This window comes from Castellaniella sp. (assembly GCF_049671645.1).
GTDB lineage: Bacteria > Pseudomonadota > Gammaproteobacteria > Burkholderiales > Burkholderiaceae_B > Castellaniella.
This window is the reverse complement of record NZ_JBATVG010000022.1, coordinates 86,020-98,970: the sequence shown is the minus strand read 5'-3', so window position 1 is coordinate 98,970 and position 12,951 is coordinate 86,020. Positions and strand designations below refer to the sequence as shown.

Annotated in this window: 7 protein-coding genes; 5 read left to right on the top strand and 2 right to left on the bottom strand. The window is 65.0% G+C overall.

Annotated elements, in window-relative coordinates; translation table 11 throughout:
- Nucleotides 1-241 precede the first annotated feature (241 nt).
- Entirely contained in the window at nucleotides 242-2,545 is a 2,304-nt protein-coding gene (gene cas3 / locus WBG56_RS10895; protein WP_424268163.1) for a CRISPR-associated helicase Cas3', read from the bottom strand.
- 257 nt (nucleotides 2,546-2,802) lie between these two features.
- Here cas3 and mutS point away from each other — a divergent pair, with 257 nt between their 5' ends.
- Nucleotides 2,803-5,397, top strand: coding sequence for a DNA mismatch repair protein MutS (mutS, locus tag WBG56_RS10890; RefSeq protein ID WP_424268161.1), 2,595 nt, complete (start codon nucleotides 2,803-2,805; stop codon nucleotides 5,395-5,397).
- A 90-nt stretch (nucleotides 5,398-5,487) separates the two neighbouring features.
- A complete protein-coding gene (locus tag WBG56_RS10885; protein ID WP_424268159.1) occupies nucleotides 5,488-6,690 on the top strand; it encodes a cupin domain-containing protein in 1,203 nt (400 codons plus the stop codon).
- 58 nt (nucleotides 6,691-6,748) lie between these two features.
- Here the strand turns inward: WBG56_RS10885 and WBG56_RS10880 are convergent, their stop codons facing one another.
- Entirely contained in the window at nucleotides 6,749-7,846 is a 1,098-nt protein-coding gene (locus tag WBG56_RS10880) for a substrate-binding domain-containing protein (protein WP_424268157.1), read from the bottom strand.
- A gap of 195 nt (nucleotides 7,847-8,041) precedes the next feature.
- On the opposite strand from WBG56_RS10880, the gene WBG56_RS10875 reads away from it, so the two are divergent.
- The 3 genes from WBG56_RS10875 to fdhF are packed head-to-tail and all read left to right on the top strand — an operon-like array spanning nucleotide 8,042 to nucleotide 12,951.
- On the top strand, nucleotides 8,042-8,506 hold the full coding sequence (locus tag WBG56_RS10875) for an NAD(P)H-dependent oxidoreductase subunit E (protein WP_424268155.1): 465 nt from the start codon (nucleotides 8,042-8,044) through the stop codon (nucleotides 8,504-8,506).
- A gap of 1 nt (nucleotide 8,507) precedes the next feature.
- Complete coding sequence (locus tag WBG56_RS10870) at nucleotides 8,508-10,067, top strand: formate dehydrogenase beta subunit (RefSeq protein ID WP_424268153.1); 1,560 nt, start codon at nucleotides 8,508-8,510, stop codon at nucleotides 10,065-10,067.
- Nucleotides 10,068-10,077: 10 nt separating this feature from the next.
- Entirely contained in the window at nucleotides 10,078-12,951 is a 2,874-nt protein-coding gene (fdhF, locus tag WBG56_RS10865; protein WP_424268152.1) for a formate dehydrogenase subunit alpha, read from the top strand.

Genomic DNA, 12,951 nt, shown 5'->3' with positions numbered 1-12,951 from the left:
ACAGCACACAACGTGTAAAAGCGACCGGCCGGAAGTTCAGTCAGCAAAATACGGAGCTCTCGAATCGCGCTTGCCCAGTCCATGACCATATGTGTGAAGTGCTCATGGACAGACTATACCATTCTTTCTTAGACAGGCCTAAAGCATGCTATTATTCTGCTCACGCGATTCTCGTGTGGATTGAAACTTAGATAGGCCAAAAGCCAAGGCAGCGGGGGACTTATCCCCCGCATTACCCCGCTCACATCACATAATCCTCAGCCGCCCACGTTTTCCCGTCAGGCAGTAATCCAAGCTGTTCGTCGTACACCCAGTGACCTTGCTCTATCTGTGCATACAGGCCCGGCAGCACCTCCTCAATGTCACCGCGATCCAGCAAAGGGACGGCCTGACGGCGATTCAGGTTGACGGTATAGCGCTGCAACTTGCGCATCAGCCAGCGTTGCGGCCCATCTCGGTGCAATAGACCGAGCCATTGATCGATACTTGTGTCTTTCCCATCTTTACCGTGATAGCGCACGACAATCGGCAGGCTATCCTCGTCATCGATCAGCCGGAATTTTTTGGCAGCGGTCCGAAAGGCAATCGCAAGTGTGTCTGCCGATAGCTTTTTATGTGCCATGAACAGGTCATCGCAGATGCCGTATTTATCCAGTGCGCATCCGTAGTACAGACGTTCGAAATAGGCCGCAAAAAGGGGGCGAGTCAGCCGCGAACCCACAACATCACGTAGCACTTCACGGCAGGCGTTTTCGCCCTGGCGCAGCAATCCTGGCGGCGCAGGGTTGGGCGGGACGAAGACGACGACCTCGCCCTTTCTATCCAATTTCCCCTCGCGATTACATCGTCCTGCTGCCTGGGCAATTGAATCCAGTCCTGCCATCGCCCGATAGACCACAGGAAAATCTACGTCCACACCAGCTTCCACCAATTGCGTGCTGACGACGCGGGTGGGCGTACCCGCCTTAAGCCGCGTCTTGATATCCTGAATGACTTGCGAACGATGTGCGCCACACATCAACGCGGACAGGTGCAGCGTCCCCTGCGGCATGGCCTCCCACAACGCACGGGCATCCTTGCGAGTGTTGACGATGGCAAGCACGGAATCGCGTGTACTGAGTTCCTCAGCCAATTGCAGCCATTCGATCGACTGCTGCCAATCTGTAGGCAATCGAACCTTGACGCGTTCCAGCGCTTCATACAACGCGTCAGGATCGGCGATGATCTCGCGCACATCGTCCAGGCCGCGAAGGCTCTGTCGAACATCGAAATACTCACGACTGGCAAGCGCAGGCTGTGTGGCGGTCGAGATCACCACAGTTACGCCATAATGCTGCGCCAACAAGTTGAGCATATCGAGAATAGGCTGTAGAAATTCCGGCGGCAGCAACTGCGCTTCGTCCAGAATAACCACCGATTCAACGATATTGTGCAGCTTGCGGCAACGCGAAGTACGTGAAGCAAATAGCGACTCGAAGAACTGCACATTGGTCGTGACGACGATGGAGGCGTCCCAGTTTTCGCAGGCCAAGCGCGAAGCCGATGTTTCCTGATCGGGGCTGGACTCGGCATTACTGTGATGCTCAACGACCGCATCGCCAAAGATATTGCGAAAGATGTTGGCTGTCTGCTCGATGATGCTGGTGTAGGGAATGACGTGGATGACGCGACGCTTGCCGTAGTGGCGTGCATGCTCCAGCGCAAAAGCCATGCCAGAAAGCGTCTTGCCACCACCGGTCGGGACGGTTAACGAAAACAGGCCGGGCTCAAGGGCAGCAGCGTCACGGCATTGACGCAGAATGCCGGCGCGCAATATGTTGACGTCGGTGGGCTTCGCTTGATCAGCGAGCTGCGTCATATGGGTGTCGAACAGAGGTGTCAGCTCTTCGAGTGTAGGCCACGTATTGCGGCGGACGAACTTATCCGGATCCATGTAACGTTCAGTGTCCAGAAAGTCCGCATCGACAAGCGCTGAGAACAGCATGCGCACCCATAGCGCGAAGCCGTTTTTTCCTCCAGGGACGGCACGTAAAGCCGCAGCGGGATCGAACTCCCCCACATCCAGTAGTTCGGCAGGAGGATTTTCGGCCAACGATTCAGACAATTCCTCGCGGCTTTTTGGATCGTCAAACCGTTCACGCAAGCCACCAAACCAATCGTCCAATCCAGCATGGTGCCCAGCAATCAGGTAGGCCAGAACGCGTCCCGCGACATCAAAACGGTCAATGGCCAACATGGCGCCAGCCGTCGAATGCGGGGCTTTCCCAGCTTCTCCCTTGATGTGCGCATCAGCCTCGAAACCGCTGACGAGCCGGATATACTTTTGAAACCGAGGGCGGAACTTCCCCAAATCATGCCAACGCCCGGCAAGCCGTGCCCAATCAGCACCAAACCACTGAGCAAAGTCAGCAGCCAGTTCGCCGACACCATGTAAATGCGCGACCAGATCATGCGGTTCACGCCAATTGCCATTTCCGTCTTGAGCGGCATGAGCAATAGGAGCAAGCCTGTGAGGAGCATTGGCTCCATCATGACTGGGCTGCATTGAGTTGCTTCCTCTCAGGATGGGTTACCAGTTCTAACATTTAACATAGTATCGGCACAAAGGCCAGCAACCCGACCCCTGTAGCAACCGCCGCGAACCCAGGGCCCGCCACAGCCAGTGGCGCATTGCCCCACCGGAAGCCATGGAACCCATCGACTCCACGTTCGAGACCCTGTAGCTACCCAGGCTGACACCTCCAACCGCCATTGAACGATAATACGTTTCTCCCCGTTCCACCCCCACGTTACGCCTCACTCATGACCACCCCCGATCTCTCCGGCCACACCCCCATGATGCAGCAATACCTACAGCTGAAAGCCCAGGCGGGCTCTCACCTGCTGTTCTATCGCATGGGGGACTTCTACGAGATGTTCTATGACGACGCGGAACGTGGGGCGCGGCTGCTGAATCTGACGCTGACCAAGCGCGGCACGTCCAACGGCGCTCCGATCCCGATGGCGGGGGTGCCGCATCACGCCATGGAAGGCTATCTGGCGCGGCTGGTGGCGCTGGGCGAATCGATCGCGATCTGCGAGCAGGTCGGCGATCCGGCGGCCAGCAAGGGGCCGGTCGAACGCAAGATCGTGCGGGTGGTCACGCCCGGCACGCTGACAGACGAGGCATTGCTGCCGGCCCGCGAAGACCGCGTGATCGCGGCCTGGGTGACGGGCCGCAACCGGCAACGGGACGGCGCGGGGCTGGCCTGGATGAATCTGGCCAACGGCGAATTCAAGACCTGCGAATGCACGCCGGAACTGCTGGACACGGAATTGGGGCGCATCGCGCCGGCCGAGCTGGTCTGCGCGGAGCAGGCGGACGTGCAGGCGCTGGAGGCATCCGGCCTGGAATCGGCGATCAGCCGGGTGCCGGACTGGCATTTCGAGCCCGACGGCGCGCGCGACACGCTGCTGCGCCACTTCGGGGTGGCGGACGTAGGGGCGTTCGGGCTGGACCACCTGCCGCTGGCGATGTGCGCGGCCGGCGCCCTGATGCGCTATGTGGGCGCCACGCAGGCGCAGACGCTCAGCCACGTCCACAGCCTGGCGGTGGACGCGGGCGGCGATTATGTCGTGCTGGATCCGGCCACGCGGCGCAATCTGGAACTTACCGACACGCTGAACGGGGGCGAAGGGCCGACGCTGTTCAGCACGCTGGACCATGCCCGCACGCCGATGGGCAGCCGCCAACTGCGCCGCTGGCTGCAGGCGCCGCTGCGCGACAACCCGCAGGCGCAAGCCCGGCAGGATGCCATCACGCAGCTGCTGCAGGCTGCCGACGCGGACCAGGCGCTGCTGACCCTGCGCGACGGCCTGCGCGCCCTGCCCGACCTGGAACGCATGGCGACCCGGCTGGCCCTGGGCACCATCCGCCCGCGCGAGCTGGCCAGCCTGCGCGACGCGCTGGGGACGCTGGAACCGCTGTCCTCGGCGGCCCAGGCCGATTTCCAGGCCGCCGGCCTGCTGGCCGACTGCCTGCAGGCGATTCCGGTGGATGCGGCGCTGGCCGCCCTGCTGGTCCGGGCCATCGCGCCCGAACCGGCGCTGATGATCCGCGACGGCGGCGTGATCGCCGAGGGCTACGACGAGGAACTGGACACCTTGCGCCAACTGGCGGGCGACAACGGAGCCTTCCTGATGGAGATGGAAACCCGCGAACGCGAACGCACGGGCATCGCCAACCTGCGGGTGGAATACAACCGGGTGCACGGCTTTTTCATCGAGGTCACGCGCGGCCAGGCCGACAAGGTCCCGGACGACTATCGCCGCCGCCAGACGCTGAAGAACGTCGAGCGCTACATCACCCCGGAACTGAAATCCTGGGAAGACAAGGTCCTGTCGGCCCGCGAACGCGGCCTGGCCCGCGAAAAACTGCTGTTCGACCAGATGCTGGCCCAGGCGGCCAGACACGCGGCGGCGCTGGCGGCAAGCGCCGCCGCCCTGGCCCGCATCGATGCGCTGGCGACGCTGGCGCACCATGCCCGCCGCCACGGCTGGGTCGCCCCCGAACTGTGCGACGACAGCTGCCTGGACATCCAGGCGGGCCGCCACCCGGTGGTGGAACACAGCATCGAGACCTTCACGCCCAATGACTGCCAGATGCACGAAGAGCGCCGCATGCTGCTGATCACCGGGCCGAACATGGGCGGTAAATCCACGTACATGCGCCAAGTAGCGCTGATCGCGCTGCTGGCCCGGATGGGCAGCTACGTTCCGGCCAGCCACGCCCGCATCGGGCCGATCGACCGCATTTTCACGCGGATCGGAGCGGCCGACGACCTGGCGGGTGGGCGCTCGACCTTCATGATGGAAATGATGGAGGCGGGCGTCATCCTGGCGGCCGCCACCCCGCACAGTCTGGTCCTGATGGACGAGATCGGCCGGGGGACGTCCACCTACGACGGGCTGGCCCTGGCCTGGGCCATCGCCCACCGCCTGCTGACGCACAACCGGGCGCTGACGCTGTTCGCCACGCACTATTTCGAAATCACCCGACTGCCGGAAAAAACCCATGGGGTGACCAACGTCCACCTGGCCGCGGCCGACGCCCCCGACGGGGTGGTCTTCCTGCACGAAGTGCGCCCCGGCCCCGCCAGCCAGAGCTACGGCCTGCACGTGGCGCAGCGCGCGGGCATCCCGCCCGTGGTGATCCGCCACGCCCGCAAGGAACTGGCCGAACTGGAAGCCCGCAACCGCGCCGATTCGCAGTTGTCGCTGTTCATCCAGCAGACCGAGGAAGAGGAGGCGGACGCGGACGCCCCCCTGAAAACCGCCCTGCAGGCCCTGGACCCGGACACGCTCAGCCCCCGCGAGGCGCTGCAGCTCATCTACCAGTTGCGCCGCGATTTTCTTTGATTTTCGGCAGCCAGCACCTACACTGACCCCACCGATCACCCCGTGACGGCGCCTACGGCGCCGTTGCGGGCTTTGCCAGGACACCCCGCCATGTCTCGCGCCTACGCCACCCCCGACATCGACCAGCCCGCCCCCTTGCTGGGGGGCCTGACGCCGCGCGAATTCATGCGCGATTACTGGCAGAAAAAGCCGCTGCTGATCCGCCAGGCGATCCCCGGCTTCCAGCCGCCGGTGACGATCCGCGACGTGCAGACCCTGGCTCGCCGGGAAGAAGTCGAATCGCGCCTGATCACGCACGGCGAAAAGGGCTGGACCCTCAAGCACGGCCCGTTTCGCGGCTTTCCACCGAAATCGCAGCCCAAATGGACGCTGCTGGTGCAAAGCGTGGATCTGCACGACGATGAATCCGCCGCGCTGATGCGGCAGTTCCGCTTCATCTCCGACGCCCGGCTGGACGATCTGATGATCAGCATCGCCACCGACGGGGGCGGCGTGGGGCCGCATTTCGACAGCTATGACGTGTTCCTGCTGCAAGGCCAGGGCCGGCGCCGCTGGCGCACCAGTTGCCAGGACGATCGCAGCCTGAGGCCTGGCCTGCCGCTGAAGATCCTGGCCGATTTCCAGCCGGATGCCGACGACATCCTGGAACCCGGCGACATGTTGTATCTGCCCCCGCACGTCTGCCACGACGGGGTGGCCATCGGCAACGACTGCATGACCCTGTCCATCGGTTTTCGCGTGCCCAGCCAGGCCACCCTGGCCCGCGGCCTGCTGGAATCGGCCGCCGACCAGTTGTCGGCGCAGCACCTGGGCGACCCCGGGCTGTATGGCCATCCTTGCCTGCCGGGCCCGGATCTATCCGCCCTGTACACCGATGCGGACACCCCCGCCACGCAGCACCCGGCCGCCCTGCCCGATGAACTGGTCCGGACCACCCTCGGCACCCTGCAGCGCATCCGCCTGGATGAAGCCGTGGCCGCCCGGTTCCTGGGCCAGTGGCTGACGAACCTGCCCGACAGCGCCTTGTTCGATCCCCCGGACGCCCCGGTGTCCTTGCTGACGGGCGTGCCCGCGCAGGGCCGGCTGACGCTGGATCGCTGTACCCGCCTGATGTACAGCGGCCCGCAGCTCTTCATCAACGGCGAAGTCGCCGAGCTGGCGGCCGCGCCAGCGCTGGAAGCCTTGGCCGATCGCCGCAGCCTGCCGGCTGCGGATCTTCAAGGGCTGGCCCCCGACGTCCTGGCCATGCTGGACGAATGGCTGCAGGAAGGCTGGGCCCACTGGGAAGACTGAACAGCTTGCCGACGGGCGGCCGGCGCCCGCCGGGGCGCCGTCGCATCGGCGGCGTCCATCAGGCGGCATACTCGGCGCCGAAGGCCTGTTCCAGCGTCTGCACCTGCCCCATCAGGCTGCAATCGTAGCCCACCAGATCGCGGACATAGGCCTGATAGGCCTCGCCATTCATCAGATCCAGCAGGCGCTGCAGGGATTGCGTGCCCACCAGGTCCTTGTTGATGCCGAAGAAATACCGTTCCTTGGCCAGGGGGATGAAATCCAGCCCGCAGCGCCAGGCGGCGGTCTCGACCCCGATGCCGACATCGGCCATGCCGCTGGCGATATGGGCCGCAATCGCCAGGTGGGTGAATTCCCCGCTGTCGAAACCCGTGACCTGACTGGGGTCGATCCCCTGGCTTTCCAGCATCAGATGCACCAGGAACCGGGTGCTGGAACCCATCTGCCGGTTGACGAAACGCACGTCCGGGCGCACGAAATCCTGGACGGACAAGATGTTTTTCGGATTGCCGGGCTGAACGAACAAACCGGTGTTGCGTTCCGCCAGATGCAGGAGCAGCATGCGATCCGGATTGAGCCAGTGGCCGTAGCGCTTGAGGATGGGCTGCTCGTATTCATCGACCGGCACCTGGAACCCCGCCAGGTCGCATTCCCCCCGATCCAGCGAGGACAGGGCCTCGATCCCGGTGCGGTAGCGCAGTTCCAGCGGCAGCATGTCCTGGCCGTTGGCCAGGCGCATCAGGCCTTCGACCGCGAAGCCATGGCTGGCGTGCAGGCGCAACACCGACATTTCCTCGGAATACAGGCGCTGCAGCTCTTCCTGCAGTTCCGACGCGATGCTTTCGAAGGTGGGCGCCAGACGCGCGTCGATGCGGCGATTGGCCCACAGCAGGTGCTGAGCGAAACTGGTCAGGCGCGAACCGCGCCGGCGGGACGTTTCGATCAGCGGCGCCTGGAAGTCGGCTTCGGCCTTGCGCAGGATGCCCCAGGCATGGCGGTACGACAGGCCGCGCGCCTGGCAGGCGCCGGCGATGTGGCCATGTTCGTCCACCGCAGCCAACAGCCGCATGACCTCGCCCATGGGCAGTATTTCCCCGGATTGCTTTTCCAGAACCCATTCTGAATCCAGCCTGGGTTTGAAGCGATAAACCGCCATGTCTCCTCCTGGTTTTTGAATAATATGCAATTAATTGCATATAAACAGAGTACCCATCTTTTTAATATGCTCTTTATATCTTATTGAAATCAATTCATTTTCGATAGTAGAGTAAACCAACGGCAATCAATATATATGCATATAAAAACATATTAAAGCGCATGGCCTGCCGCCCATGCGCCTGGAGACATCCGCATGGACAGCGTTCGCACCGACCCGATTCCCCCGGACCACAGCCCATTGATCCAGGACATCCTGACGCGGCATGCCGGCCAGCCCGGGTCGCTGCTGCCCATCCTGCATGCCGTGCAGGACGCCCTGGGCTACATCCCGGCCGACGCCATCGGCATGATCGCGGCGGGCATCCAGCGATCCCGCGCGGAAGTCCACGGGGTCATCCATTTCTACACGCACTTTCGCACTGCGCCGCCGGCCCGCACGCAGGTGGAAATCTGCCGCGCCGAATCCTGTCAGGCCTGTGGCGGCGATGCCTTGTACCGTCACGCCGAACAGCGCGTGGCGGGCGCTTCCCCAGACCAGGTATCGCTGGCCCCCGTGTACTGCCTGGGGCTGTGCGCGCAGTCTCCGGCCGTGATGATCAACGGCCGTCCGCATGCCCGCGTCACGCCGGAAAAACTCGACGCCCTGCTGGAGTCCTGACATGGCACACACCCTGTACATCCCCCTGGATTCCTCGGCGCTGGCCATGGGCGCGGACGCCCTGGCCGATGCCTTCCTGGCCGAAGCCGCCCGGCGCGGCATGGCGCTGAACATCGTGCGCAACGGCTCGCGCGGCATGCTCTGGCTGGAACCCCTGGTCGAGGCCCAGACCCCGGCCGGGCGCATCGCCTACGGGCCGGTCGCGCTGGAAGACGTGCCCTCCATCCTGGACGCCGCCTGGGCCGACGACGCCTCACATCCGCTGTGCCACGGCCCCACCGACGCCATCCCCTTCCTGCAGAAACAGGAACGCCTGACCTTCGCCCGCGTGGGCCTCACCGACCCGGTCAGCGTCGCGGACTACCAGGCCCACGGCGGCTACGCCGGGCTGCGCCGGGCGCTGGACATGGCCCCCGCCGACATCGTCTCCTGTATCACCGAATCCGGCCTGCGCGGCCGGGGCGGCGCGGCCTTCCCCACCGGCATCAAATGGCGCACGGTCCTGCAGACCGACGCCGCCCAAAAGTACATCGTCTGCAATGCGGACGAAGGCGATTCCGGCACTTTTTCCGACCGCATGCTGATGGAAGGCGACCCGCTCGCCCTGATCGAAGGCATGACCATCGCGGGGCTGGCCGTGGGCGCCACCCGGGGCTACATCTACCTGCGCTCCGAATATCCCCAGGCCGAACGCGTGCTGGCTCACGCCCTGCTGGCCGCCCGCGAGGCCGGCTGGCTGGGCGACGGCATCCAGGGCTCGAACCACGCCTTCGACATCGAACTGCGACGGGGGGCCGGCGCCTACATCTGCGGCGAGGAAACCTCTCTGCTGGAAAGCCTGGAAGGCCGGCGCGGCCTGGTGCGCGCCAAGCCGCCCCTGCCCGCCATCCGGGGCCTGTTCGGCTGCCCCACGGTCATCAACAACGTCATTTCCCTGGCGACCGTGCCTTTCATCCTGGACCGGGGCGCCGCCGCCTACCGCGACTACGGCATGGGCAAATCCCGCGGCACCCTGCCATTCCAACTGGCCGGCAACATCCGCCAGGGCGGCCTGGTCGAGAAGGCCTTCGGCCTGACCCTGCGCGAACTGCTGTTCGACTACGGCGGCGGCAGCCGCTCGGGCCGGCCGCTGCGGGCCGTGCAGGTGGGCGGGCCGCTGGGGGCCTACCTGCCCGAATCCCAGTGGGACACGCCGCTGGACTACGAGGCCTTCCTGCAGATTTCCGCCATGCTGGGCCACGGCGGGGTGGTCGCCTTCGACGACACCGTGGACATGGCCGCCATGGCGCAATACGCCCTGGAATTCTGCGCCATCGAATCCTGCGGCAAATGCACGCCCTGTCGCATCGGCTCGGTGCGCGGCACCGAAGTCCTGCAAAGAATCCGCGACCGGCAAGACCACGAAAACCAGGCCGACCTGTTGCAGGACCTGTGCGACACCATGCTGGCCGGGTCGCTGTGCGCTCTGGGGGGCATGACGCCCTACCCGGTGCTGTCGGCCCTGCGTCATTTCCCGGAAGACTTCGGTCTGTCCGCCGAACACGTCCTGCACACCGCCTAAGGAGCCCGCCATGCTGGAAACCGTCCTCAAGCGTGACCGCGATCTGGGCACGCCCGCATCCCTGTCCACCGAAACCGTCACCCTGTCCATCGACGGACAGACCCTTACCGTGCCCGCCAGCACCTCCATCATGCGCGCCGCCGCTGAAACCGGCATCCAGATCCCGAAACTGTGCGCCTCCGACAACCTGGAAGCCTTCGGGTCCTGTCGCCTGTGCCTGGTGGAAATCGAAGGCCGCCGGGGGCACCCCGCCTCCTGCACCACGCCGGTCGAAGACGGCATGGTCGTGCGCACGCAGACGCCGAAACTCCACGACCTGCGCCGCAACGTCATGGAACTCTATATTTCCGACCACCCGCTGGACTGCCTGACCTGCCCGGCCAACGGCGACTGCGAGCTGCAGGACATGGCCGGGGTGGTGGGCCTGCGCAACGTGCGCTACGGCTTCGACGGCGCCAATCACCTGCAGGACCCGCTGGACGCCAGCAATCCCTATTTCACCTACGACGCCTCGAAATGCATTGTCTGCAGCCGCTGCGTGCGCGCCTGCGACGACGTCCAGGGCACTTACGCCCTGACCGTGCAGGCCCGGGGCTTCGATTCGCGCATCGTCGCCGGCCAGGACGACGGCTTCCTGGACAGCGACTGCGTGTCCTGCGGGGCCTGCGTGCAGGCCTGCCCGACCGGCTCGCTGATCGAGAACACCATCATCGAACAGGGCCAGGCCGACCATGCCGTCATCACCACCTGCGCCTACTGCGGGGTGGGCTGCGGCTTCAAGGCCGAACTGCAGGGCGAAACCGTGGTGCGCATGACCCCCTGGAAAGACGGCAAGGCCAATCGCGGGCACTCCTGCGTGAAGGGCCGCTTCGCCTGGGGCTACGCCACCCACGCCGACCGGCTGACGACCCCTATGATCCGGGAAAAGATCACCGATCCCTGGCGCGAGGTCTCCTGGGAGGAAGCCATCGGCCACGCCGCCTCCGAACTGCGCCGCATCCAGGAAAAATACGGCGTCGATTCCATCGGCGGCATTACCTCGTCGCGCTGCACCAACGAGGAAACCTACCTCGTCCAGAAACTGGTGCGGGCCGCCATGGGCAACAACAACGTGGACACCTGCGGCCGGGTCTGCCATTCGCCCACCGGCTACGGCCTGAAGACCACCATCGGCGAATCGGCCGGCACGCAGACCTTCGATTCGGTCATGCACGTGGACGTCGCCGTGGTGCTGGGCGCCAACCCCAGCGCCGCCCACCCGGTCTTCGCCTCGCGGCTGAAACAGCGCCTGCGCCAGGGCGCCCGCCTGATCGTGATCGACCCGCGCCGCATCGAACTGGTCGACGCCCCGCACGTCAAGGCCGACTACCACCTGCCGGTGCGCCCGGGCACCAATGTGGCGGTGCTCAACGCCATGGCGCACGTCATCGTCGCCGAAGGCCTGGTCAACCAGGACTTCATCCAGGCCCGCTGCGAGGACCTGGCCTTCGAGCAATGGCTGCAGTTCATCCGCCGGCCCGAACACGCGCCCGAGGCGACCGAATCCATCACTGGCGTGCCTGCCTCCGACCTGCGCGGCGCGGCCCGCCTGTACGCCACCGGGGGCAATGCCGCCATCTACTACGGCCTGGGCGTGACCGAACACAGCCAGGGTTCCACGGCCATCATGTGCATCGCCAACCTGGCCATGCTGACCGGCAATATCGGCCGCGAAGGCGTGGGCATCAATCCCCTGCGCGGCCAGAACAACGTGCAGGGGTCCTGCGACATGGGCTCGTTCCCGCATGAATTCCCCGGCTACCGGCACGTCTCCGACGACCGGGTGCGGGGCGAATTCGAACGGGCCTGGGGCGTGCACCTGCAGCCCGAACCCGGCCTGCGGCTGCCCAATATGTTCGACGCGGCCCACAGCGGATCCTTCAGGGGCCTGTACTGCCAGGGGGAAGACATCGCCCAATCGGACCCGAACACGCAACACGTGGTGGAAGCGCTGAAATCCATGGAATGCGTCATCGTCCAGGACATGTTCCTGAACGAGACCGCGAAATACGCGCACGTTTTCCTGCCTGGGTCGTCCTTCCTGGAAAAGGACGGCACCTTCACCAACGCCGAACGGCGCATCTCGCGCGTGCGCCAGGTGATGCGGCCCAAGGCCGGCCTGGCCGACTGGGAAGTCACCTGCGCCCTGTCCACGGCCATGGGCTACCCCATGGACTACGCCCATCCGGGGGAAGTCCTGGACGAGATCGCCCGCCTGACGCCCACCTTCGCCGGCGTGTCGTTCGGCCGCATCGCCGCCCTGGGGGGCAGCCTGCAATGGCCCTGCAACGACGAGGCTCCCGAAGGCACGCCCATCATGCACGTGGGCGAATTCGTGCGCGGCAAGGGCCGCTTCATGATCACACAATACGTGCCCACCGAAGAACGCTCCACCCGCCGCTTCCCCCTGCTGATGACCACCGGCCGCATCCTGTCGCAGTACAACGCCGGGGTCCAGACGCGGCGCACGGCCAACAACGCCTGGCACAGCGAGGACGTGCTGGAGATCCACCCGCACGACGCCGAGGACCGCGGCATCCTGGAAGGCGACCGCGTGGCCATCCAGAGCCGCGCGGGTGAAACCATGCTGCGGGCCACCGTCACGGACCGCATCCAGCCGGGGGTGGTCTACACCACGTTCCACTTCCCGGAATGCGGCTCCAACGTCCTGACGACCGACAACACCGACTGGGCGACGGACTGCCCGGAATACAAGGTCACGGCCGTCCAGGTCAGCAAGGTCACGCAGCCCTCGTCCTGGCAGCGGGACTGGACCGCCTTCGGGCAGCGGCAGGATCAGCTCCTGCAGGCTCGGGAAACCATGGCCGGCGCGGCCGGGTCCTGA